Consider the following 23,552-nt stretch of genomic DNA (forward strand, 5'->3'; position numbering starts at 1 on the left):
CCAACCCCGGCCGCAACCCCGCCGGGTCCTTTGTGTGTTGCCGTTTGGGCGCCCCCTAAACTGCGGGGGGGGGGGGGGGCGGGGGCCCCCCCCCGCCCGCCGCCCCGCGGGGGGTCACTGCTGCTCCTGCCACTCCGCCCGGGCCTCGTTCAACTGCTCCGCCATCCCGTCCAGGAACTCCTTCGCGCTCATCTCGCCGAGGAGCACCTTCTGGAACGCCGGCTCGTTCCCCGTCTTGCTGATGTCGTTCCAGTCCGGGAGGTGGTACGGCAGTTGCACGATCTCCGTGCTGCCGTCCGTCAGCGACGTGAAGGCGGCGTTGTCCCGCGCCGACTCCCTGATCCAGGGGTCCCCGGCGGCCTCCGTGTTGGCGGGGATCTGCGCCGCCGCCTCGTTCCACGTGCTGTTGGCCTCGTGTGCCGCGGCGAACTCGATGAACTTCCAGGCCGCGCCCTTGTTGCCGCTCGACTTGAACAGCCCCAGGCCGTCGACCGGGTTGGAGACCTGCACCCGCTTCCCGCCGGGGCCCGTCGGCTGCGGCAGGCCCGCGAAGCCGCCCTCGCCCAGGGCCTTCAGATGGTCCTGGTACGAGCCGAGGTTGTGGCTCAGCATCCCGATGTCGCCGTTGTCGAACTGCGCGACCATCTTCACGAAGTCGTTGTTCACGTCCGCCTCGGGCGTGACCTCCCCGTACAGCCCGGCGTACTTCTCCAGCGCCGCGACGTTCTCCGGCGCGTTGACCGTCGTCTCGTCGCCGTCCCAGAAGTCGGTGAGGCCCGACTGCCCGTACATCGCGTCCAGCGCCTGCGCGATGGAGCCCTCGCCGCCGCGGATGGTGTAGCCGAAGGCGTTGTTCTCCTTGTCGGTCAGCTTCTCCGCGGCGGCGTAGAAGGCGTCCCAGGTGGCCGGCGGGGCAAGCCCGGCGTCCTCGAAGAGGTCCGTGCGGTACCACAGCGTGCCGTTGTTGGCGGAGGTCGGCACGGAGTACATCTCCTCGCCGCGCCCGCCCGCGGCCCGGACGCTCTCGGTCATGCTCTCGGCCAGCACCCCCTTCAGCGCGCCGTCCTCGATCCGGCCGCCGACGGGCTCCAGCGCGTCCTGCGCGACCATGTTCGCGAGGTACGAGGTGGTGACGCCGCCGACGTCCGGCAGTCCGCCGCCCGCGATGGCGGTGTCGTACTTGGACTGCACGTCGTTGATCGGGATCGGCACGTACTCGACGTCGATGTCCGGGTGCGCCTTCTCGAAGTCCGCGATGATCTCCTTCCACACCGGCGTGCGCACACCGCCGTTGTTGTCCCAGAAGGTGATCGAGCCCGCGCCCTTCCCCTCGCTGCCGCCGCCGGTGCTGCCGTCGTCGCCGCAGGCGGCCGCGGTGAGGGTGAGCGCGCCCGCCAGGCAGACGGCGGCGGCTGCTCTCAGTGGTGTGGTCCTGGTCATGTGTCGGCTCATTTCGGTGGGATGAAGGAGGCATGGGGTCGGGGGGGACGGGATGAGGGAGGGGACGGCGGCGGCGTACGGGCGGCCCGTCACGCCACCGCTCTGCGCGCCAGCGCCGCCGCGGCCGTCCGGTCCAGCCGGCCGTCGGCCACCGCCGTGACGACCCGCCGCGTCAGGCTCGCCCCCGGCGCCAGCGGCACCCGCGCGGACCAGGCCAGCGCCGAGCCGACGCCGGGGTAGTCCCGGGCGCGTACGAACCAGGGGTCGCGGCGGGTGGCGTCGGTGGCGCCGGCGAAGACCAGCGTCCAGGCGTCCGAGGCGAGCGCCAGCCAGGGCGCGGGCCGCCCGTGCACGGCCTCCTCGCCCTCGGCGGCCGCGGTGAACACCCGTGGCGGGCGCTCCGTGCGCGGCGCCCGCCAGAAGTAGCCGCCGTAGCCCGCGCCGGGGCGGCCGTTGGTGGCGGGACTGCCGAACGAGAGCGGCGCGCCCGAGACGTTGGTCAGCGCGAACGACACTCCCAGCGCCCACGCCCCGTCGCCCGCCGGGGCGACCGCGACCGCCCGGCGCTCGCGCAGCACCTCGGCGCCGCCCGCGTACCAGCCCAGTTCCTCGACGAACCCGTCCGGGTCGCGCAGCAGCCACCCGGCGTGCCGCTGCTCGCCGTGGTCGGCGGACTCGACGGGGCCGCGGCCCCGGACGAAGGTGCGCCCGCCCCAGAAGTTGCCGCCCGAGACGTCGGGGACGGCGATGCTGACGCCGAGGTGGTGCGGATGGTCGCCGGGCATCAGCTCGGTGACCGGCACCCCGGCCAGGGTGGTGAGCGGATGGAGGTACGGGCGCGGGGACAGCCGGGCGTCGAGGCGCGGGCGGTGGACGTAGCGCCCGACGCGGCGGCCCGCGCAGCTCAGCAGGGTGGCGGCGTCGGTGCCGGTGCGGTCGCGGGAGGGGACGGTCATACGTGGCTCACCTCGCTGCCGGCGGCCCAGGGGGCGCCGAGTTCTGAGTAGAGGGCCAGCCGCTCGGCGCCGGCGGCGACGAGCGCGTCGATACCGGGCACCACGCGGCGCACGGCGGGGGCGCCGCCGTCGGCGGGCGCGGCGCGCCAGGCGGCGGCCGGCAGCGGCACGGGGTCCGGGGCGGTGCGTACCGCCTCGACGACCCGCATGAACGCGCCGCCGTCCGCGACGGGGGCGAGCAGCGGGGTGCCGTCGCCGAGGTGGTCGAGGAGGTTGCCGAGGAGGTCGGTCCTGCGGTACGTGAACTCCTCCGGGCCGTGCCCGGCGCGCTGGAGCAGGACGCGGTCCTCCTTGTACCAGAGGGTGATCCGGCCGGTGGCGCCGTGCACCATCACGTACGGGTCGGCCGCCCGCTCGGCGCAGAGGGTGACGGCGGCGACGACCTCGGTGCCGCGGGCGGTGGTCAGCCGCAGGCAGGAGGTGTCGTCGGCCTCGATGGCGTGGGCGCGGTACAGCTCCAGCCCGATGCCGGTGACGTCGCCGGCCCGCACGGTGCCGTCCAGGGCGAGCGCGGTGGCGACGGCGTGCGCGAGCGGGTTGGTCAGCACCCCGTCGACCACGTCGTTGCCGTCGAGCCGGCGCCGCCCGGTCCAGGGAGCGCGCCGGAAGTACGCCTCGTCGCGCACCCACGCGCCGGCGGCGCCGATGCCCCGTACCGCACCGATGGCGCCGTCGGCGACGAGCGCGCGGACGGCCGGCAGGGCGTGCGAGCCGAGGGACTGGAAGCCGATCTGGCAGGCGGCGCCGGCGGAGCGGCAGGCGGCCTCGATGCGCTCGTACAGCGCGAACGACGGCGCGGGCGGCTTCTCCAGCAGCAGGTGCACGCCGTACGCGGCGGCCACCACGGCGAGTTCCGCGTGGGTGGGGATCGGGGTGGAGACGACTGCCAGCCGCGCGCCCGTACGGGCCAGCAGCGCGGCGAAGTCGGCATCCTGGGCGACGGGTTCGCCGGCGAACTCCGCCGCGGTCAGCGGGTGCGTCTCGCAGACGCCGGCCAGCCGGACCCGGCCCGCGCGCTCCAGCCGGCGGATGTTCGACAGGTGCCGCCGCCCGTGGCCGCGGGCCCCGGCCAGCACGACGGGCACCGGTGCGGGCGTACGGAGGTCGCGGGCCTTCATCCCTTCACCGCCCCCGCGCTGAAGCCGGTGATCAGCCACCGCTGGATGAACGCGAAGACGACCACCACCGGCACCGCCGCGATCACCCCGCCCGCCGCCAGGGCGCCCAGGTCGACGCTGTCGGCGCCGATGAGGGTGTTGAGGCCGACGGGGATCGTCTGCTTGTCCTGCTCGCTGAGGAACATCAGCGCGAAGAGGAAGTGGTTCCAACTGTGGACGAACGCGAACGAGCCGACGGCGATCAGCCCGGGCCGCAGCAGCGGCAGCACCACCGCGCAGAACGCCCGGAAGCGCCCGCAGCCGTCGACCCAGGCGGCCTCTTCCAGCGCGTACGGCACGTTCTTGATGAAGGTGCTGATGAGGATCAGCGACAGCGGGAGCTGGAAGACCGTCTCGGCGATGACGACGCTGCCCAGCGAGTTGATCATCTGCAGGTTGCGGAAGATCTCGAAGAGCGGGACGAGCATCAGCGCGCCGGGGATGAACTGCGAGCACAGCAGCCCGAGCAGGAACGCCTTCTTGATCCGGAAGTCGAAGCGGGCCAGCGCGTAGCCGCCGGCGAGTGCGACGCCGGTCGTCATGACGAGGGTCGCGACCCCGACGAGCATGCTGTTCTGGAAGAACGTCTGGAAGCTGCGCTCTGTCCACACCTTGTCGAAGTGCTCGAACGTCATCGGCCACGGCACCAGCGAGGTGGAGCCGGCGGGGCGGAGCGCGAAGAGCAGCATCCAGTAGAAGGGGATGAGCGTGAACAGCAGGTAGAGCCCGAGCGGAAGCCAGATCTGCCAGCGCGGCACCTCGTCGTACGCACGCCGCCGGCGGCGGCGCCCGCGGCGTGCGGGCGGGGCTGGGGTCGCGCCCCGGGCGCGCGGGGGCGCGGCGAGCGCGGTCGGAGCGGTGCTCATCGGTTGTCGCCTCCGAACTTGCTCAGGCGCAGATAGAGGATCGAGCAGAAGAGGAGGATCACGAACGCGACGGTGGTCAGGGCCGAGGCGTAGCCGAAGTCGTGGCCGTGGATGCCGGTGTTGGCGACGTACAGCGGGAGGGTGGTCGTCTCGCCCGCGGGACCGCCGCCGGTGAGGGTGTAGAGGAGATCGACGTTGTTGAACTCCCACACCGCGCGCAGCAGCGTCGACAGGATGATCGCGTCCCGCAGGTGCGGCAGCGTGATGTGCACGAACTGCCGCAGCCGCCCGGCGCCGTCGACCGCCGCGGCCTCGTACAGGTCCTTCGGCACGGACTGGAGGTCGGCGAGGATGAGGATGGCGAAGAAGGGGACGCCGCGCCAGAGTTCGGCGAGCACGGCGGCCCAGAAGACGGTGCCGGTGTCGGAGAGGACCGAGGTGCCGTACGAGCCGATGCCGGCGTCGGCGAGGTAGCGGCTCACTCCGGTGGCGGGGTTGTAGAGCAGCATCCAGATCGTCGTGGTGAGGACGCCGGAGACGGCCCACGGCGAGAAGACCAGCGCGCGGGCGAACGCGCGGCCCAGGAACGTCTGGTTGACGATCAGCGCCAGGGCGAGGCCGAACGCGAGCTGCAGCCCGACCTCGACGACGACCCACTTGGCGCTGAACGCCAGGGAGTCCCAGAACAGCGGGTCGTCGGTGAGCAGCGTGGTGAAGTTCTCCAGGCCCGCGAAGCCGTCGCGCCAGGGCTTGGTGACGTTGTAGTGGCGCAGGCTGTAGTAGAAGACGCTGAGCATCGGGTACGCGATGAAGCCCAGCATCAGCAGCCCCGCGGGGGCGATCAGCAGATACGGAAGGCGCCGGGACCCCCCGGGCCGGCTGCCCCCGCGCCGGCTCTCCGCGCGCCGCCGGGCCGTTCCCGGCGGCCGCGCCACGGCTTGGGCCATGTCTGCTCCTATCGGTGCCGTCGAAGCGCTTCGCGAACGTCGTTCGATGAGTCGGACAGGCTGGTACGGGGTGGAGCGGGGGTGGTGCGCGCCCGGGGCGGTCAGCCCGCGTAGGGCTCGGGCACCCGGCCCGTACGGGCCAGGAAGGCGAAGTCGCAGCCGGTGTCGGCCTGCGTGATCTGGTCGGCGTACAGGGCGCCGTAGCCGCGCTCGTAGCGCGGGGGCGGCGGCGTCCAGGCGGCGCGGCGGCGGGCCAGTTCGGCGTCGCCGACCTCCAGCCGCAGGGTGCGCGAGGGGACGTCGAGGGTGACGAGGTCGCCGTTCTCGACGAGCGCCAGCGGCCCGCCGACGTACGCCTCGGGGGCGACGTGCAGCACGCAGGCGCCGTAACTCGTGCCGCTCATCCGGGCGTCGGAGATCCGCACCATGTCGCGTACGCCCTGCTTGAGCAGGTAGGCGGGGATCGGCAGCATCCCGTACTCCGGCATCCCGGGGCCGCCCAGCGGGCCCGCGTTGCGCAGCACCAGCACGTGGTCCGCGGTGAGCGCGAGCGCGGGGTCGTCGATGGTGCGCTGGAGTTCGCGGTAGTCGTCGAAGACGGCGGCGGGGCCGGTGTGGGCGAGCAGCCGGGGCTCGGCGGCGACGTGCTTGATGACGGCGCCGTCCGGGCAGAGGTTGCCGCGCAGCACGGCCACGCCGCCCTCGGCGGCGACGGGGTTGGCGCGCGGGCGGATCACCTCCTCGTCGTGCACCCGGGCGCCGTCGAGCCGGTCGCGCAGCGTGCCGGTGACGGTGGGGCGGTCCAGGTGCAGCACGTCGGCCAGGCGGGAGAGCAGCGCGGGCAGGCCGCCGGCGAAGTGGAAGTCCTCCATCAGGAACCGGCCGCCGGGGCGTACGTCGGCGAGCACCGGCACGGTGCGCGCGATCCGGTCGAAGTCGGCGGGGGTCAGGGCGACCCGGGAGCGGCCGGCCATGGCGACCAGGTGGATGACGGCGTTGGTGGAGCCGCCGAGGGCGAGGACGGTGGCGGCGGCGTCCTCGTACGCCTCGCGCGTGAGGATCCGCGCGGGGGTCAGGTCCTCGCGCACCATCCCGACGATCCGCGCGCCCGCCGCCGCGGCCATCCGCTCGTGCCCGGAGTCGACGGCGGGGATCGAGGAGGCGCCGGGCAGGGTCATGCCGAGGGCCTCGGCGGCGGCGGTCATGGTGGAGGCGGTGCCCATGGTCATGCAGTGGCCGGGCGAGCGGGCCAGCCCGCACTCCAGCTCGGCCAGTTCGCAGTCGCCGACGAGCCCGGCGCGGTGGTCGTCCCAGTACTTCCACATGTCCGTGCCGGAGCCGAGGACTTCGCGGCGCCAGCGGCCGGGCAGCATCGGCCCCGACGGGACGAAGACGGCGGGCAGGCCCGCGCTGGCGGCGCCCATGAGCAGGGCGGGGGTGGTCTTGTCGCAGCCGCCCATGAGCACCGCGCCGTCGACCGGGTACGAGCGCAGCAGCTCCTCGGTCTCCATGGCGAGGAGGTTGCGGTAGAGCATGGGCGTGGGCTTCTGGAAGGTCTCCGAGAGCGTGGCGACGGGGAACTCCAGCGGGAAGCCGCCGGCCTGCCACACGCCGCGCTTGACGGCCTGGGCGCGCTCGCGGAGGTGGGCGTGGCAGGGGTTGATGTCGGACCAGGTGTTGAGGACGGCGACGACCGGCTTGCCGAGGTGTTCCTCGGGCAGATAGCCGAGTTGCCGGGTACGGGCGCGGTGGCTGAAGGAGCGCAGTCCGGCGGCGACCCCGTCCCCGTACCAGCGGTGGCTGCGCAACTCGCGCCCCTGCCCGCGCCCTTCGCCGGTCATATCCCCCACCCCCGGACGATCTCCGCCACCCGCTCCCGCACCGGCCCCGGCAGCAGCCGGCCCGGCGGGCGCACGTCGCGGCGGGCCAGGCCCAGGGCGGCCAGCGCCTCCTTGACGACGGAGACGTTGTCGGCGGAGGCGTCGGCGGCGCGCAGCTCCTCGAAGGGGCGGATCTGCTCCCAGACGCGCATGGCCGAGGGGTAGTCGGCGGCGCGCAGCGCCTCCAGCATCGCGAGGGAGACCTTCGGCGCGACGTTGACCAGGCCCGAGGTGAAGCCGGTGGCGCCGCAGGCCCAGTAGGCGGGCGCGTACAGCTCGGCCAGCCCGGCGACCCAGGCGAAGCGCTCCCGGCCGGCGTCGCGCGCGAAGGCGGCGAAGCGGGCGGCGTCGGGGACGGAGTACTTGACGCCGACGACGTTGGGGCACAGCTCGCCGAGCCGCGCCAGCCGGGCGCCGTCGAGCCGGTCGCTGCGGATGTACGGCACGACGCCGAGCGCGGGAACGGCCTCGGCGACGGCGCGGTGGTAGTCGACCCAGCCGCTCTGCGAGACGTACGGGTGCACCGGCTGGTGCACCATCACCATCTCGGCGCCCGCCTCCCCCGCGTGCCTCGCGGCCTCGACGGCGGTGGGCAGGTCGTGGCCGACGCCGACGATGACGGCGGCCTCGCCGCGGACTTCGGCGACGGTCAGCTCGGTGACCCGGCGGCGCTCGCCGGGGCCGAGGGAGTAGTACTCGCCGGTGTTGCCGTTGGGGGTGACGGTCCGTACGCCCCCGTCGAGGAGGCGGCGCAACAGCGCGCGGTACGCGTCCTCGTCGATGCCGCCGGCCGCGTCGAAGGGCGTGACGGGGATGGCGACGGCCTCCGCGAGCGCGGGCCTGAGGTGGTCCATGGGGCCGGCCTTCCGGTCGGGGGCGGCGGCGTCGGCCGCGGTCGCGGCGGCGGCGGTCATGCGGGGAACGCCCGGGCGAGGAACGACGCGATGTGGTCGTGCAGCGCGGCGCCCGCCGCCTGCGCGTCGCCCGCGGCGGCGAGCCGGAGGATCTCCCGGTGCTCGCCGGCCTCGCGCTCCCAGGAGGGGTTGGCGGACCAGGCGACGGTGGAGACCAGCGCGGCCTGGTCGCGCAGGTCGTCGAGCATGCGGCTGAGCAGCGGGTTGCCGCAGGGCAGGTAGAGGGCGCGGTGGAAGTCGCGGTTGGCGAGGCTGCGGTCGGCGGCGTCGGGCGCGGACTCGGCGCGTACCAGGGCCTCTTCCGCGGCGAGCAGCGAGGCGTCGAGCGCGACGGTGCGGCGCAGCGCCTCGGGTTCGAGCAGCAGCCGGACGTCGTAGACCTCGCGGGCCATGGCGGCGTCCACGGTGCGCACGGTGACGCCCTTGTACTGGCTCATCACCACGAGCCCGGAGCCGGCCAGCGTCTTGAGCGCCTCGCGCACCGGCGTCTTGGAGACCCCGAACTGCGCGGCCAGGTCGGCCTCGACGAGCGGCTGCCCGGGGGTGAGCTTGCCGGTGAGGATGGCGTGCTTGATCGCGTCCTGCACGTACTGCGTGCGGGAGGGGATCGGGCCTGGAGCGAAGGTCATGGCCGCCCTTGGGTATCTCAGGTATCGCGTCTCATATATGACGTACGAAGTACGACGCGCTGAAAATAGGGCGGCTCTGAGGGTTCGTCAATGGGTGCGGCGGCACGACTTCCGTACCGCCGGGGGGAGTTGGGCGGCGTACGCGGGTGAGGGCCGGGCGGCGGACGGGCGGCTGCCCGGTACGGCGCGTCCGGCTCAGGCGGTGCAGCCGGCGCGCAGCAGCGCGGCCTCGGCGAGCCGCCGGGAGACGGTGACGGGCTCGGGCACGGCGGAGAGCCCGTAGAGCACGGTCGCGCCCTCGTGGATCAGCAGCAGCTCGTCGGCGAGCAGCCCGGGGTCCCCGGCCCCGGCCCGCTCGCACAGCTCGCGCAGATAGCCGCGCAGCCAGTGCTTCTGGTCGGCGATGACCTGGCGGCCGGCGTGCCCGGGGTCGGTCAGCTCGGCGGCGGCGTTGACGAAGCTGCAGCCGCGCGGGGACTGCCCACCCATCCAGGTGCCGAGCGCGTCGAAGGTGGCGAGGATCCGGTCGCAGGCGGTGCCGCCGGCGGCGGTGCGCTCGACCTCGGCGGGCAGCCAGGTGCGCCAGCGCTCGTCACGGCGGCGCAGGTAGGCGGCGACGAGGGCGTCCTTGGAGCCGTAGCGGTCGTAGATCGTCTTCTTGGTCACACCGGCCCGGCGGGCGATCAGGTCCACGCCCACGGCGGTGATGCCGCGGTTGTAGAAGAGCGTCTCCGCGGCGTCCAGGATCTTCCGCGCCGCCGGCGTGAGCCGCGGCTGCGCCGCCGTCTGCGTTGCCATCTGCGACCACCTCCGCCGTCGAGTATACCGACCTGTTTAGTACACTGGGCAGGTCGAGTAAACCGATCGGTTTAATTTTGGAGGTCAGCATGGGTGTCACGGCCGTTTCCGCCGGTCTCGTCGCCTTCTGGAGCTCCGGCTTCATCGGCGCCGAGCTGGGCACCCGCGAGGCCGCGGCGGACACCCTGCTGATGTGGCGCTTCCTCGCCGCCGCCGCGCTCTTCGCCGGCGGCTGGCTGCTGCTGCGCCGCCGTCCGCTCCCCCGCCGGGCGCTGGGAGAGCAGGCCGTGATCGGCGCCCTGTCGCAGGGCGGCTATCTGGGCGCCATCGTCTGGGCCGTGGGGCTGGGCGTCCCCGCCGGCAGCGCGGCGCTGATCGCCGCGCTCCAGCCGCTGGCCGCCGGCGCGCTCGCCGGGCCGCTGCTCGGCGAGCGGGTGACCCGGCGGCAGTGGGCCGGTCTTGCGGTGGGGCTCGCGGGAGTGGCGCTCGTCGTACGGGACGACCTCGGCGGCGCCGGCGCGGCACCGCCGTGGGCGTACGCGCTGCCCTTCGCCGGCATGGCCGCGCTGCTCGGCGCCAGCTTCCTGGAGCGCCGGGCCCGCTCGCCGCTGCCGCCCGTGGACGCGGTCCCCGTGCACGTGCTGGTGAGCGCCGTCCTCTTCAGCGCCATCGCCCTGGCGGGCGGCCGGGGCGCGCCGCCCGCGGGCGGCGGCTTCTGGCTGGCGGTGGCGTGGGTGGTGGTGCTGTCCACGGCCGGCGGGTACGGCTTCTACTGGCTGAGCCTGCGCCGCAGCGGGGTCACCGTGACCAGCGCGCTGATGTACCTCACGCCGCCGGTCACGGCGCTGTGGGCGTACGCGATGTTCGGCGAGGCGCCCGGCCCGGTGGCGGTGGCCGGGATGGCCGTCGCGGCGGCCGGGGTGGCGGCGGCGACCCTGGGCACGGGGGCCGCGCCGCGGCCCGGCGGCGACCAGGGGCGTAACGGTTCAGCGGACGTCCCCGTCCGGCGGACAGAGGCGGAACCGCGGACCGGGGCCGTTCGTTAGCCGGTGCATGACTGCGATGACCCCTGGCTCGAACCTACCGCTCAGCGCCGCCCGGGTGGCCGTGGACGTCACCGCGCCGGTGCGGCTCGACGTCTCGGGCCTCCTGCTCACCCCCGCCGGCAAGGTGCGCTCCGACGACGACTTCGTCTTCTACAACCAGCCCTCGGGCCCCGGGGTGACGCACCAGTCGGCCGGCGCCGCCGACACCATCACGGTGGACACCGCGGGCGTGCCCGCGGACATCGAGAAGGTCGTGGTCACCGCCAGCCTGGACGGCGGGACGTTCTCGGGCACCGAGCCGACGGCGACGGTGCGGGACGCCGCGAGCGGCGCGGTCATCGCCACGTTCACGCCGCCGCAGTTGTCGAGCGAGACGGCCCTGGTCGTGGTGGAGGTCTACCGGCGCAACGGGGCATGGAAGGTCCGCGCCGTCGGCCAGGGTTACTCGAACGGGCTCGCCGGCATCGCCACCGACTTCGGCGTCAGCGTCGAGGAGCCGGCGCCCGCGCCCGCCCAGGCCGCGCCCGCCGCCGCGCCCCCGCCGCCGCCCGCCCCGGCCGCGCCGCAGGCGCCGGCGGCCCCGCAGGCCCCGTCCGCACCGCAGCCGCCCGCCGCCCCGATGCCGCCGGCCGCGCCGATGCCGGGCTCCATGCCCCCGCCGCCCCCGGGCCAGTGGGGCGCCCCCGCGGCCCCGCCGCCCGCTCCCCCGGCGCCCGGCGCCCCGCCGGCCCCCGGTGGCTTCGGCCCGCCCCCGGCCGCCCCGCAGCAGGCGGGACAGCCGCCGGCCGCCGGGCAGCCCGCGAAGATCAACCTCGACAAGGGCCGGGTCAACCTCCAGAAGAACCAGACGGTCTCGCTGGTCAAGGGCGGCCAGCCGCTGCTGACCACGGTGAAGATGGGCCTGGGCTGGGAGCCCGCCTACGGCGGCGGCCGGCGTCGCGCCAAGTCCATCGACCTGGACGCCTCCGTCATCGCGTACGGCCCCCAGCGCAACAAGATCGACAACTGCTTCTTCGGCAAGCTCCAGATCCTCAACGGCGCCATCCAGCACTCCGGTGACAACCTCACCGGCGAGGGCGCGGGCGACGACGAGGTCATCACCGTCCACCTCGGCGGCCTGCCGCCGGAGGTCACGGGCCTGGTCTTCACGGTCAACTCCTTCTCCGGGCAGAAGTTCACCGACGTCGCCAAGGCGTACTGCCGCCTGCTCGACGGCCAGACCGGCGAGGAGCTGGTCCGCTTCGACCTCACCTCGTCCGAGCCCCGCACGGGCGTTCTCATGGCGAAGTTCATCAAGCAGTTCAGCGGCGAGTGGGAGATGACCGCCCTCGGCGAGTTCGTCGACTCGCGCACCGTGAAGGGCATGGTCAAGCCCGCCGCGGCGGCACTCTAGGGCCTGTCGGCCCGCGGGACCGCACGGCGCACAGCCATCCCTGCGCCCTCAGGGCGCAGGGGAGGCTCGTAGGCACAAGTGCGGCGGGGCCCGGTCCGCGGACCGGGCCCCGCCGCTTTCGTGCGCGTCGCCGGCTACGCCAGGTCGCGTACCCGGATGTTGCGGAACTCCACGACCGACTGCGTGTCGTGGTTCTGCAGGCCGATGTAGCCCTCGGCGAACTGCCGGCCGCTGGTGCCCGGATCGGTCGGGCGGCCCGGGAAGGGGATGCCGGGCCTGTTCTCGAACTCGTTGATGACCTCGCCGTTGCGGATCACCGTGTACTGCTGGCCCACCACCCGGATCTCCAGGTCGTTCCACACGCCCTTCTCCGTGGGCTTCGCGGCGGCCAGGTCGAGGTCGGCGAAGCCGTAGACGGAGCCCGTCTTGCGCGGGTCGTTGCCGCCGGTCTCGGCCGAGTCGTTGATCTGGATCTCGTGCCCGCAGTTGACGGACACCCACGCCGGGTCGTTCGTCTTGCACTCGGGGTTGGCCGCCGGGTCCACGCCCGGGAAGCGGACGAAGACGCCGCTGTTGGAGCGGCCGCTGTCCGCCCGCTCGTCGCGGAACTGCAGCCGCAGCGAGAAGTCGCCGTACTCCTCCTTCTCGTACCAGAGCAGCCCGAGCCCGCCGGTGGGCGGGGTCGGGCCCGTCTCCATGGAGCCGTCCTCGTTCAGCTCGAAGCCGCGCCCGCCGACGTAACCCCAGTCGTCGAACGACTCCTTGCTGCCGTCGAAGATGACGTCGTACGGCGCGGGCCCGTTCTTGCCGCCGATACCGGACTGGGCCGCGGTCACGATCAGCCGCGCGTACTCCCCCGGGCCGATCACGTCGGCGCGCAGCAGGGAGCCCGACACCTTCGTGGTGTGCGCCACGAACGCGCCCCGGTTCTGCCAGGCGCGCTCGTCGTCGATGAGGTCGTTGATCGTGCAGCCGCCCCCGGCGGCGCGGTTGGGCACGCCGCTGTCGTCGTCCAGGAAGCGGACGGTCGACCGGGCGTCGGGGGCCGCGCAGGTGGTGTCGCCCGCGGGGGCGGCCGCAGGCTCCCCGGCCGCGGTCGCGGTCGGGGCGAGCAGTCCTGCGGTGAGGGTGGCGGCGGCCAGGGCGGTGCCGGCGAGCGGGAGGCTCGTACGACGCATGGTGTGGCTCCTCGGGTGGTGTCGAAGGGCGTACGGGTCAAGGGGCCGTGGGGGGATGCGGTGCTACGGCGCGGAAGGTGCCCGGAGCCGGCCGGTGCGGACCCGACTCCGGGCCCGCCGCGCGCCGCCTGCGCGGCGCGCGGCTGCCGGTCGCGGCCCGCCGGGCGCGGGGTGACCCGCGCCCGCCGGAACCGTGCGTGCGGCCTTCCCCGCCGCCGCTGCCCGCCGGCGCTCCCCTCGGGGCGCCGGCGGTGGTGCGTGGCGGCGTGCGGCGTCAGCCGCTGCCGAGGTGGAAGCTGTCCAGCCTGAACTCCCCTCCGGTGAGCACCAGATAGAGCGACGTCGTCCCGGCGGGTGCGTCCGTCACGTCGGCGCCCGCCTCCTGCCAGCCGCTCGCGCCGCCCACCGGGGCGGTGGCGAGCACCGGCCCGTCGGGTGCGCCCGCGCGCAGTTCCACGGCGCCGTCGGCGCTGCCGGCGGCGTCGACGCGGGCGGACAGGTGCGTGATGCCGTCGAGCGCGTACGGCTCGAAGGCGATCCACTCGCCGCCCCCGCCGGTGACGGCCCGGCCGCCTTCGGCGCCGCTCGCGGCACCGGCCGTGGCGCCCTCGGCGGTGTCGAAGTGCTCGGCCTGGCGGTGCGCCGGCTGGAGCTTGTGCTCGGCGCTGGTGTTCAGCGCGGGCACGCCGGCGGTGGCGCCGCCACCGTCGGTGTAGCGGGCCCGGATGAGGCCGAAGAGGTTGGCGTTGTCGTCGTGCCGGTCCTCCTCGAAGGTCTCGATGGTGCCGGTGCAGCCCTCCTCGAAGGTCATCGGGTGGCCGTGGGTGTCGTGACCGAGCGCGTAGTCGACGCGCACCCGGGAGCAGTCGATCTCGCCGTCCTCGGCGTCGGAGACCGACACCTCGAACGGGATGGCGTCGCCGTACTCGAAGACCGTGCCGTCGGCGGGCAGCTTCAGCTCGACCTCGGGCGGGGTGTTGCCGACGACGACGCGGACGGCGGAGGTGCCGGTGTTGCCGTCGGGGTCGGTGACGGTGAGGACGGCGGAGTACTGGCCGTCCTTGCTGTAGTTGTGCTGCGGGTTCTGCTTGTCGGAGGACTTGCCGTCGCCGAAGTCCCAGCGGTAGCGGAGCTGTTCGCTGTCCCGGTCGGCGGTGCCCGCCGAGGAGAACCCGACCTTCAGCGGGGCGTGCCCGGTGCTCGCGCCGGTGGCGGAGGCGGCGGGCTCGGGGGCGAAGCCCTGTGCGGCGTTCTGGATCCGGTACAGGGCGGAGTTCTGGTCGCCGTTGAAGAAGCCGGTGCCGTAGTCGAGGAAGTACAGCGCCCCGTCGGGCCCGAACTCCATGTCCATGATCTTGCTGCCGGACGAGAAGTCCTCGATGGCACCGACGCCGCCGTCCTCGCCCACGCCGATGGTCTTGATCCACTCGCGGCCGTGCTCGCCGGCGAAGAACAGCTCGTCGTAGCGCTCGGGGAGCTGGAGCCGGGAGCCGAGGTCCGGGTCGTGGCGGAAGACCGGGCCGGCCATCGGGGACTCCGAGCCGCTGCCGAACTCCGGGATGGAGTTGCCGTCGTAGGCGATCCAGGCGGACTGGGCCGGGGGCAGCTCGGTGAGGCCGGTGTTGCGCGGCGACTCGTTGCGGGGCGCGGCGCAGTCGAACGCCTCGCCGGACGCGCCGGTGGCGAAGTCGTAGTCGATGTAGGCGTCGTTGGCGCCGTGGCAGTAGGGCCAGCCGAAGTTGCCGGCCTCGGTGATCCGGTTGAACTCGACCTGGCCGCCGGGCCCGCGGGCCGGGTTCGCGGCACCGGAGTCGGGGCCGTAGTCGCCGACGTAGACGGTGTCGGTCGCCTTGTCGACGCTCATCCGGAACGGGTTGCGGAAGCCCATGGCGTAGATCTCGGGCCTGGTCTTCTCGGTGCCGGGAGCGAAGAGGTTGCCGTCCGGGACGGTGTACGAGCCGTCGGCGGGGTCGACCTTGATGCGCAGGATCTTGCCGCGCAGGTCGTCGGTGTTGCCCGCGGAGCGCTGCCCGTCGAAGGACGGGTTGCGGGTCTCGCGCTCGTCGATCGGCGTGTAGCCGTCGGAGGAGAAGGGGTCGGTGTCGTCGCCGGTGGACAGCAGCAGGTTGCCCTCGCTGTCGAACGCGATGTCGCCGCCGTTGTGGCAGCACCGGCCGCGGTCGGTGCCGACTTCCAGCACGGTCTGCTCGCTGCCGGGATCGAGGGTGCCGTCCTGGTTCAGGGTGAAGCGCGAGAGGCGGTTGACGCCCTCGTACGCCTCGAACTCGGCGGGCGTGCCGTCGCTGGGCGCGATGCCGTGGGGGGTGTCCATGACGGGCGCGTAGTAGAGGTAGACGGCGCGGTTGGTCTCGAAGTCCGGGTCCACGCCGACGCCTTGGAGGCCGTCCTCGTCGTGCGGGTAGACGGGGAGCTGGGCGGCGACGCGGGTGCCGCCCGCGGCGCCGGTGTGCCAGAGGGTGCCGTCGCGCGAGGTGTGCAGCACGGCGCCGTCGGGGAGTACGGCGAGCGCCATCGGCTCGCCGACCTGGTCCACGCCCTTGGCGAGGGTCACCTGTTGCAGATCGGGCGCGGCGGGGCCGTCCTGGGCCGCCGCCGGCGGCTCGTGCGCGGCGCCGGTGGCGGCCATGCCGGGGGCGAGGCCGCTGCCGAGGAGCAGGGCGCCCGCGAAGGCCGCCAGGGCGGTGCGGAGTCTGGGTCGGGTCTTGTGCACGTTGCGTCCTCCCGTGGGTGACGGGTACGGGGCATCGTTTCGCGACATACCTGACATGTGGTGCGTGACTGGTGTGCGGACATGTGACTGGTGTGCGGACAGGCGCGCGCCGCCGTCAGGACCGTAACCGCTTTCGTCCCTGCCGAAAAGAGCTTTGGCAGTAACCGGAGTCAACTTCATCCCGAGCTAGGACAAAGCCCAGTTGGGAGCATACGAGAGCGCCCGGCCGCGTACGGGCCGGGCGCTCTCGGACACGCCCCGGGAGGCGCGGTGTTACGCCGTGGGCCGCGAACGGGCCTTGAAGGCCGCCTTGCGGGCGTCCTTGGCGACCTGGCGGTCCGGGTGCAGCCGGCCCATCGCCTCCAGCACCTCGGGCGTGGCCGGGTGGTCCACGCGCCAGGCGGCGGCGAAGAAGCCGCGGTGCATGGCCACCAGGTGCTCCACCAGCTCGCACAGCTCGGGGGTGTCGTCCCGCAGCCCGCCCAACTGGGCGGCGACCGTGTCGACGGCGAGCCAGAAGACCATGTCGTCGGTGGGCTGCGGCACGCCGGGGACGCCGCGCTCGGTGAGCCAGACCCGCGCCAGACCGCCGAGTTCGCGGTCGTGGAGTACGTCCCGTACCGCCGGCTCCGCCTCGCCGCCCGCGACGGCCAGCGCCTGCTGGCAGGCCAGCCGGCGGGCCGGGGCGCGCTCGTCGGTGCCGCGGGCGGCGTCGAGGAGTTCGGTGGCCGCCTCGGCGGGCTTGCGGTCCTCCAGCCAGGCTTCGGCCTCCGTCTGGGCGACCGCGTCGGGCAGCCGGGGCAGGGCGTCGAGGAGGACGTAGGCGTCCTCGCTCGCCAGCTCGCCCACGAGCGGGGCGACCAGGCCCTCGGCGAGCATCCGCCGGCGCAGCGCGTACAGGCCGAGGGGGGTGAGGCGCACCACGCCGTAGCGGGAGACGTCCTCGTCGCCGTCCTCGGGCTCGTCCGCCGCGGGTGCGGTGCCGGCGGCTTCGAGCAGGATCTCCTCGGCCACCGGGCGGTACGCCACGACGCCGACCGGCTCCAGCATCCGGAACTGCTCGTCGAGCCGCAGCACCGCCTCGGAGACCTCCGCCAGCACCTCCTCGGTCGGCTCGTCCATGTCGTCGGGGACGACGAGCGAGGCGGCCAGCGCGGGCAGCGGTACGGCGCCGTCGGCGCCGGCGCCCTCCAGGGCGGTGAGCAGGTAGAGGTTGCCGAGCGCGCCGTCGAGGAAGTCCGCGTCGGCCTCCGGGTCCCAGTCGAGCCGGTCCAGGTCCAGCTCCTCGCCCGCGGTGATCTGCTCGACCAGCGCGCTCATGTCCGGCAGTGCGGCGTCGGACAGCACGCACTCGCAGGCGGCGGCCCACAGCTCCAGCACGTCGGCGGGCGCGCCGCCGGTGACCAGCCGCAGGTCGGCGCTGGGGGCCGCGGTGCCCAGCTCCTCGTCGCCCTCCTCCGGCGCCGTGACGTCGACCAGGCCGACGTCCACGGCGATCCGCCATGCCTCGCCCGCGACCGCCCGCGCCTCACCCTCCTCGTCCGCGCTCTCCTCCAGGCCCAGCTCCGCCGCGGCCTCGCGCACCTCGGCGTCGGGCAGCTCGCCGCCCGCGCCCACCCGCAACCCGGGACCGGCCCAGCGGGCCAGCCGGACGGCCCGCGCGAAGAGCGGCGAAGCCAGCGCCTCCCGGGCCAGCTCCGCCTCGGCGGGCAGCCGGACGGGCGGCAGGACGGTGCGGTCTGCGGTCATCGACAACTCCGAAGACTGGGGATCAATCGGACGCTGCCCAAGGGTAGCCCCCGCGGGGCGGCGGGGCCGACGACGCCGTTCCGGCGGGCGGCGCGTCCGGTGTTCACTTCACGTTCCTTGACAACGCCCGGGCCCGCGCACGAGATTGACGCGCGTAGATGCACGTCCCCTTCTTCCCGTCCTGTCCCTGTCCCGGAGGACACCATGCCACGCGCCCACCCCGTCCCCTACGCCGTCGCCGCCGCGCTCGCCGCCGCCCTGCTCACCGCCCCCGCCGCCGGGGCCGCGGGCGCCGGGGCGGGCGACGGGCAGATACGCATCCGCGACATCCAGGGCGACACCCGGATATCCCCGCTCGCCGGCGAGCAGGTGACCGGCGTGCCCGGCATCGTCACCGCCGTCCGCGCCTTCGGCTCCGCCCGCGGCTTCTGGGTCCAGGACCCGAAGCCCGACGCCGACGCGGCCACCAGCGAGGCCGTCTTCGTCTTCACCGGCTCCACCACTCCCGGCGTCGCGCCCGGCGACGCGGTCGAGGTCTCCGGGTCGGTCACCGAGTACTACCCCGGCGGCAAGAACGCCGGGCTGCAGTCCCTCACCGAACTGACCGGCGCCACGTGGACCGTCCTGTCCTCCGGCAACCCCCTGCCCGACGCCTTCGTGCTGCGCGACGCCACCGTCCCGGCCAGGTTCGCGCCCGACGCGGACGGCGGCAGCATCGAGGACCTGCGGCTGCGCCCCGGCTCGTACGCGCTCGACCGCTACGAGTCGCTGGAGGGCATGCGGGTCGCGGTGCGTGACGCCCGGGTCGTCGGGCCCAGCACCGAGTTCAACGAGCTGTGGGTGACCGCCGAGCCCGCCCACAACCGCACCGCCCGCGGCGGCACGCTCTACGCCGGCTACCGCGACCCCAACGGCGGCCGGCTCAAGGTCGCCTCCCTCATCCCGTTCGCCCAGCGCCCCTTCCCCGTCCTGGACGTCGGCGACCGCCTCGGCGGCACCACGGAAGGCCCGCTGGACTACGACCAGTTCGGCGGCTACGAGATGCAGGCCACCGCGCTCGGCGAGGAGCAGCAGACCGGTCCTGACCCCGAGTCCACCCGCCCGCAGCGCGACGCCGAGCTGGCGGTGGCCACGTACAACGTGGAGAACCTCTCCGCCCGCGACGGCGCCGCGAAGTTCGACCGGCTGGCCCGCGCCCTCGTGGACGGCCTCGCCTCCCCCGACATCGTCGCCCTCCAGGAGGTGCAGGACGACAACGGCGCCACCAACGACGCCGTGACGAGCGCCGACGCCACCCTGCGCAAGCTGACGGACGCGATCGCCGCCGCGGGCGGGCCCGCGTACGAGTGGCGCCAGATCGACCCCGCGGACGACGCCGACGGCGGCCAGCCGGGCGGCAACATCCGCGTCGCGTTCCTGTACGACCCCGAGCGGGTCTCCTTCACCGACCGCCCCGGCGGCGACGCCACGACGCCGGTGCGGGTCACCGGCGACGGCGGTGCCCCGGCGCTGTCGGCCTCACCCGGCCGTATCGCCCCCGGCGACGCGGCCTGGAGCGACAGCCGCAAGCCGCTCGCGGGCGAGTTCACCTTCCGCGGGCGCACGGTCTTCGTCGTCGCCAACCACTTCAACTCCAAGGGCGGCGACCAGGGCCTCGACAGCCGCTTCCAGCCGCCGGCCCGCGGCTCGGAGGAGCAGCGGATCGCCCAGGCCGCGCTGGTCAACGGGTTCGTTCAGGACGTGCTCGCCGTGGACCGGAAGGCGGGCGTCGTCGTCGCCGGCGACATCAACGACTTCCCCTTCTCCCCCGCGGTGGCCCGGCTGACCGAGGACCGCGCGCTCGTCGACCTGGTGAACGAGCTGCCGCGCGACCAGCGCTACGGCTACGTCTTCAACGGCAACTCGCAGGTGCTGGACCACATCCTGGCCAGCCCGGCGCTCGCCGCCCGGGCGGACTACGACATCGTGCACCTCAACGCCGAGTACGCCGACCAGGCCAGCGACCACGACCCCTCGGTGGTCCGGCTCAGGCCCTGACGGGCGGCGCGCCGGGGGCCGGCGCCGGGCCGCGGTCCGGCACGTCGTCGCCGACGAGGTGGCGGGCGAGCAGCGTCGCGCCCGCCACCGCCCCCGGCATCACCACCACCGCGGCCAGCGGCACCAGGAACAGCAGCACGATCGGCACGCCGAAGCCGAGCGCGAGCATCTTGCGCCTGCGCAGCAGCGCCAGCCGCCCGCGCACGTCTATCCCCCGGCGCTGCATGGCGAACGACGTCAGCTCGACGGTGAGGAAGAAGCCGGCGACGGCGAAGCCGAGCGCCGGCACGACCGTCTGCCCGAGGAACGGGACGAAGCCGAGGAAGAACAGCGGCACGGTGAACATCAGCGCCCGCGACAGCACATGGACGCTCTCCTTCAGCGACCGCCACAGCCCCGGCAGCAGCGGCTCGTCCGGGCTGGGCGGGCAGAAGCCGGCGTCCTCCTCGACGCGCCCCGACAGCGCCTCGTAGAACGGGTCGCCGATCAGCAGCGCGACGGCCGTGAACGTGAGCAGCGCGAAGCCGATGCCGCCGAGCAGCAGCAGCGCCATGAACAGCCCGCGCAGCAGCCCCTGCCAGGGCGAGTCCCAGTCGTCGGCGAAGGGCGTGGCCCACACGGCGATGTCGTCGGCCCAGTACGCGAGGGCGGCGAGGGCGGCGGCGTAGAGCACGAGGGCGATGAGCGCGGGCACGAGGCCGAGGGCCCACGACCGCCCGTGCCCCGCGACCCAGCGCAGTCCCTTGCCGACGTAGCCGAACCCGGTGGTGAAGTCACGCATGCCCGCAACCTTATGGGGTCGCGGGCACATGTGGCGGCCCGGCCGCGAGGGCCGCGGAGGCGGCTCCCGGGGTACGAACCGGGCCCAGCACGTCAGTCGTTGGCGTGCAGCGCGGCGTTCAGCCCGCCCCACGAGCCGGAGCGCTGGCGGGCCTCGACCGCGCCGGTGGTGGAGTTGCGCAGGAACAGCAGGTTGCTCGCCCCGGACAGCTCGCGGGCCTTGACCACGGCGCCGTCCGGCAGGGCGACCTTCGTGCCCGCGGTGACGTAGAGACCGGCCTCGACGATGCAGTCGTCGCCGAGCGAGATGCCGATGCCCGCCTGGGCGCCGAGCAGGCAGCGCTCGCCGAGGGAGATGACGTCCTTGCCGCCGCCGGAGAGCGTGCCCATGATCGACGCGCCGCCGCCGACGTCCGAGCCGTCGCCGACGACGACGCCCGCGGAGATCCGGCCCTCGACCATGGACGTGCCGAGGGTGCCGGCGTTGAAGTTGACGAACCCCTCGTGCATGACGGTGGTGCCGGCGGCGAGGTGCGCGCCGAGGCGGACGCGGTCGGCGTCGCCGATACGGACGCCGGAGGGCAGCACGTAGTCGACCATGCGCGGGAACTTGTCGAGGTGGCTGACCTGGAGGTGCTGCCCGGCGGCGCGGACCGCGAGCCGGACCTCCTCGATCCGGTCGGCGGGCACGGGGCCGTGGGAGGTCCAGGCGACGTTCGCCAGCAGGCCGAAGATGCCGTCGAGGTTCTGCCCGTGCGGGCGGACCAGCCGGTGGCTGAGCAGGTGCAGCCGCAGGTACACGTCGTGGGCGTCGGCCGGCTTCTCCTGCAGCGAGGAGATCACCGTACGCACCGCGACGACCTCCACCCCGCGCCGCTGGTCGGGGCCGAGCGCCGCCCGTGCGGGCTCCCCGAGCAGTTCGGCCGCGCGCTCGGCGGTCAGCCGCTCGGTGCCCGCGGGGCCGGGGTCGTCGGCGAGCGCGGGGGCGGGGAACCAGGTGTCGAGGACGGTGCCGTCGGGGGTGACGGTGGCCAGGCCGGTGGCCGCGGCGCCGGTGGGGAGGGTGGTGGAGGTCACTGCGTCGGTCATACCCGAACGCTAACCGCCGCCCGGCGTGGGAGGCGAACCGGTCCGCATGGCGACACGGCGGCCGCCCGGCGCCGCCGCCGGGTACGGGGGCGGCCCGGCGCACCCCGGGCCGCCCCCGTGCGCCGTACGGTCCCCTGTCCCGTACGGCCTCCGCCCCCGTCGGTCCCCTCGGCTCTCAGGGCCGTAGGCCGTCGTCGTCCACCAGCGCGGTGGTGAGGACCGCCGTGCTCGTCACGATGTCGCCCTCCACCCACTGCTTCTCGTCCCCCCCGCCCTCCAGGCCCATGTCGTCGGTGGCGACGGACCGGGTGCCCAGGTAGGTGTACGTCGTGGGGTCGATCAGCACCTCGTCGCGGACGGGCATGCCGTCCGGGTCGGATTCGACGGAGAACGCGAGCGCCCGCCGGCCGGCTGCGTCCTTCACGGTGCCCTCGGCGACCCGCAGCCCCGGAATGGTGGCCATCGCCTCGTAGACCCGGGACAGGCCGACGGGATGCATCGGTGCCGTCCCGGCCAGCACGCGGAGCGACGAGAAGTTCCATTCGGCCAAGTCGGCCGGGCTGCGGCCGGCGCCGGGGTTCTCGCTGTCGGGGCGCCCGCCGCTCTGGGGGTAGAACCAGCGGGCCTTCTGCAGCACCGCGTCGGTGTCCTCGGGCAGCGCGGCGAGGTATTCGAAGCGCTCCCGCGGGGAGTGGTCGTCGCCCTCGTTCCAGTTCTCGAACTCCGGGTCGGCGTACTCGTACCAGTCCTCCCTCGTGGCCGGGGAGTCGTCGGCCGGGTCCGTCACGCCGAGGCTGACCTCCCGCACGTACACCCAGTCCCCCTCCTCCGGCTCCGGCACCGGGTCCGCCGCCACCACCACCGCGGCCTTCTGCAGCAGCTCCGACGCCCTGCTCGGCGGCGCCGGCGTCGCCTCCGTCACCTGCACGTCGCCGCCCGCCGCCGGGGTGCCCTCGCCGCCCGTGCCGCCGCCCAGGTTCGTCGACAGCAGTGCCACCGCCGTGACGCCCGCGGCCACCGCGCCCGACACCACGCGCCAGTCGCCCAGCGCCGGCAGCCGCCGGCGCCTGCGCGCGCCCGCGGCGTCGAGGAGCCGGCGGCGGCCGGGGGCGAGCCGCTCGCGGCCGGGAGCCGGCGCGTCGGCGCGCCATTCGCGCAGCTTCGACATCTCATCCATGGGTTGCCGCCTCCGGTGCGTCGTAGGTGGAGTGGGGATCGGGCCCCACGGCCGCGCGGACCTTGCGCCGGGCCCGGCTCAGCCGGGAGCGCACGGTGCCGATGGGTATGTCCAGCGCCTCGGCGACCTCCGCGTAGCTGAGGTCGGCCCAGGCCACCAGCAGCAGCACGTGCCGGTCCCCGGCCGCGAGACCGGCGAGCGCACCCGCGAGCGGCGCGTGCACGGCCTGGGCGGTCAGCCGGTCGTCGGCCTCGTCCACCCAGGAGTGCGCGACGGGGTCGACGCCGGTACGGGCCAGGGCGCGCAGCCCCCGTACCTCGGAGCGGCGGTGCCGGCCGATGAGGTTGGCGGCGATGCCGTAGAGCCACGGCCGGGCGCTGGCCCGGCCGGTGTCGTAGCGGGCCCGGGCGCGGAAGGCGGCCAGGAAGGTGTCGGCGGTGACGTCGTCCGCCGCGCCGGCACCGAGCCGGCGGGTCACGTAGCGGTGTATGGCGGGGGCGTACCGGTCGTACAACTCGGCGAACGCCTCGGGCCGGTCCAGCGACTCCTCGATCACGGCGGCGTCTCCGTCGACGAGCGGCGAGACGTCCTGCGGTGGTTCCACAAATCTCTCCGTGATGTCGTGCGGTGGGTCGATCACTGTGGGCGGTCCCCGATCGAAAAGGTGTGAGCGGAGCGCTGTCACCTCTTCTTGCCCGATCGACCCCGACGCGTTCTCACCACTT

Annotated in this window: 19 protein-coding genes; 3 read left to right on the forward strand and 16 right to left on the reverse strand. The window is 74.4% G+C overall.

Annotated elements, in window-relative coordinates:
- Positions 1 to 114: 114 nt before the first annotated feature.
- From ACFYVJ_RS16780 to ACFYVJ_RS16820, 9 genes are all read right to left on the reverse strand, one after another.
- Positions 115 to 1,440 carry an ABC transporter substrate-binding protein gene (locus tag ACFYVJ_RS16780; RefSeq protein WP_388891847.1) on the reverse strand — a complete coding sequence of 442 codons (1,326 nt, stop codon included), beginning with the start codon at positions 1,438 to 1,440 and terminating at the stop codon, positions 115 to 117.
- An 89-nt stretch (positions 1,441 to 1,529) separates the two neighbouring features.
- Positions 1,530 to 2,396: a PmoA family protein gene (locus ACFYVJ_RS16785; protein ID WP_388891850.1), complete on the reverse strand. Its 867-nt coding sequence runs from the start codon at positions 2,394 to 2,396 to the stop codon at positions 1,530 to 1,532.
- The gene (locus ACFYVJ_RS16790) at positions 2,393 to 3,574 is read right to left on the reverse strand and encodes a Gfo/Idh/MocA family protein (RefSeq protein ID WP_388891852.1); all 1,182 of its coding nucleotides are present in this window, start codon (positions 3,572 to 3,574) and stop codon (positions 2,393 to 2,395) included. The genes ACFYVJ_RS16785 and ACFYVJ_RS16790 overlap by 4 nt, the downstream gene beginning before the upstream one ends.
- Entirely contained in the window at positions 3,571 to 4,479 is a 909-nt protein-coding gene (locus ACFYVJ_RS16795; protein ID WP_388891854.1) for a carbohydrate ABC transporter permease, read from the reverse strand. The genes ACFYVJ_RS16790 and ACFYVJ_RS16795 overlap by 4 nt, the downstream gene beginning before the upstream one ends.
- Positions 4,476 to 5,426 (reverse strand): carbohydrate ABC transporter permease, encoded by a 951-nt coding sequence (locus ACFYVJ_RS16800; RefSeq protein WP_388891856.1) that lies wholly within the window; start codon positions 5,424 to 5,426, stop codon positions 4,476 to 4,478. Before ACFYVJ_RS16800 ends, ACFYVJ_RS16795 begins: the two co-directional genes overlap by 4 nt.
- A 101-nt stretch (positions 5,427 to 5,527) precedes the next feature.
- The gene (gene araD, locus ACFYVJ_RS16805; RefSeq protein WP_388891859.1) at positions 5,528 to 7,267 is read right to left on the reverse strand and encodes an L-arabinonate dehydratase; all 1,740 of its coding nucleotides are present in this window, start codon (positions 7,265 to 7,267) and stop codon (positions 5,528 to 5,530) included.
- Positions 7,264 to 8,220 carry a dihydrodipicolinate synthase family protein gene (locus ACFYVJ_RS16810; RefSeq protein ID WP_388891862.1) on the reverse strand — a complete coding sequence of 319 codons (957 nt, stop codon included), beginning with the start codon at positions 8,218 to 8,220 and terminating at the stop codon, positions 7,264 to 7,266. Before ACFYVJ_RS16810 ends, araD begins: the two co-directional genes overlap by 4 nt.
- A complete protein-coding gene (locus ACFYVJ_RS16815; protein WP_388891865.1) occupies positions 8,217 to 8,849 on the reverse strand; it encodes a GntR family transcriptional regulator in 633 nt (210 codons plus the stop codon). The genes ACFYVJ_RS16810 and ACFYVJ_RS16815 overlap by 4 nt, the downstream gene beginning before the upstream one ends.
- 195 nt (positions 8,850 to 9,044) lie before the next feature.
- Positions 9,045 to 9,647: a TetR/AcrR family transcriptional regulator gene (locus ACFYVJ_RS16820; protein WP_388891868.1), complete on the reverse strand. Its 603-nt coding sequence runs from the start codon at positions 9,645 to 9,647 to the stop codon at positions 9,045 to 9,047.
- An 89-nt stretch (positions 9,648 to 9,736) separates the two neighbouring features.
- On the opposite strand from ACFYVJ_RS16820, the gene ACFYVJ_RS16825 reads away from it, so the two are divergent.
- Complete coding sequence (locus ACFYVJ_RS16825) at positions 9,737 to 10,693, forward strand: DMT family transporter (RefSeq protein ID WP_388891870.1); 957 nt, start codon at positions 9,737 to 9,739, stop codon at positions 10,691 to 10,693.
- Positions 10,694 to 10,709: 16 nt separating this feature from the next.
- Positions 10,710 to 12,086: a TerD family protein gene (locus ACFYVJ_RS16830; RefSeq protein ID WP_388891873.1), complete on the forward strand. Its 1,377-nt coding sequence runs from the start codon at positions 10,710 to 10,712 to the stop codon at positions 12,084 to 12,086.
- 134 nt (positions 12,087 to 12,220) lie between these two features.
- Here ACFYVJ_RS16830 and ACFYVJ_RS16835 read toward each other — a convergent pair whose 3' ends face one another.
- The 3 genes from ACFYVJ_RS16835 to ACFYVJ_RS16845 form a co-directional block, all read right to left on the reverse strand.
- Positions 12,221 to 13,264, reverse strand: a complete 1,044-nt coding sequence (locus ACFYVJ_RS16835; protein ID WP_388891876.1) for a DUF1080 domain-containing protein — start codon at positions 13,262 to 13,264, stop codon at positions 12,221 to 12,223.
- Positions 13,265 to 13,538: 274 nt separating this feature from the next.
- On the reverse strand, positions 13,539 to 15,911 hold the full coding sequence (locus ACFYVJ_RS16840) for a PQQ-dependent sugar dehydrogenase (protein WP_388892284.1): 2,373 nt from the start codon (positions 15,909 to 15,911) through the stop codon (positions 13,539 to 13,541).
- A 357-nt stretch (positions 15,912 to 16,268) separates the two neighbouring features.
- Complete coding sequence (locus ACFYVJ_RS16845; protein ID WP_388891878.1) at positions 16,269 to 17,744, reverse strand: hypothetical protein; 1,476 nt, start codon at positions 17,742 to 17,744, stop codon at positions 16,269 to 16,271.
- Between the two features lie 204 nt (positions 17,745 to 17,948).
- On the opposite strand from ACFYVJ_RS16845, the gene ACFYVJ_RS16850 reads away from it, so the two are divergent.
- On the forward strand, positions 17,949 to 19,781 hold the full coding sequence (locus tag ACFYVJ_RS16850) for an endonuclease/exonuclease/phosphatase family protein (protein ID WP_388891880.1): 1,833 nt from the start codon (positions 17,949 to 17,951) through the stop codon (positions 19,779 to 19,781).
- On the opposite strand, the gene ACFYVJ_RS16855 is transcribed toward ACFYVJ_RS16850, so the two are convergent.
- The 4 genes from ACFYVJ_RS16855 to ACFYVJ_RS16870 form a co-directional block, all read right to left on the reverse strand.
- Positions 19,771 to 20,562 carry an EI24 domain-containing protein gene (locus ACFYVJ_RS16855; RefSeq protein ID WP_388891883.1) on the reverse strand — a complete coding sequence of 264 codons (792 nt, stop codon included), beginning with the start codon at positions 20,560 to 20,562 and terminating at the stop codon, positions 19,771 to 19,773. The genes ACFYVJ_RS16850 and ACFYVJ_RS16855 overlap by 11 nt on opposite strands.
- A 92-nt stretch (positions 20,563 to 20,654) precedes the next feature.
- Positions 20,655 to 21,650, reverse strand: coding sequence for a 2,3,4,5-tetrahydropyridine-2,6-dicarboxylate N-succinyltransferase (gene dapD / locus ACFYVJ_RS16860; protein WP_388891886.1), 996 nt, complete (start codon positions 21,648 to 21,650; stop codon positions 20,655 to 20,657).
- A 175-nt stretch (positions 21,651 to 21,825) separates the two neighbouring features.
- Positions 21,826 to 22,827 (reverse strand): CU044_5270 family protein, encoded by a 1,002-nt coding sequence (locus ACFYVJ_RS16865; protein ID WP_388891889.1) that lies wholly within the window; start codon positions 22,825 to 22,827, stop codon positions 21,826 to 21,828.
- Complete coding sequence (locus tag ACFYVJ_RS16870) at positions 22,820 to 23,431, reverse strand: RNA polymerase sigma factor (protein ID WP_388891892.1); 612 nt, start codon at positions 23,429 to 23,431, stop codon at positions 22,820 to 22,822. The genes ACFYVJ_RS16865 and ACFYVJ_RS16870 overlap by 8 nt, the downstream gene beginning before the upstream one ends.
- Positions 23,432 to 23,552: the final 121 nt, after the last annotated feature.

It is taken from the genome of Streptomyces sp. NPDC004134 (assembly GCF_042874195.1).
Taxonomy (GTDB): domain Bacteria; phylum Actinomycetota; class Actinomycetes; order Streptomycetales; family Streptomycetaceae; genus Streptomyces.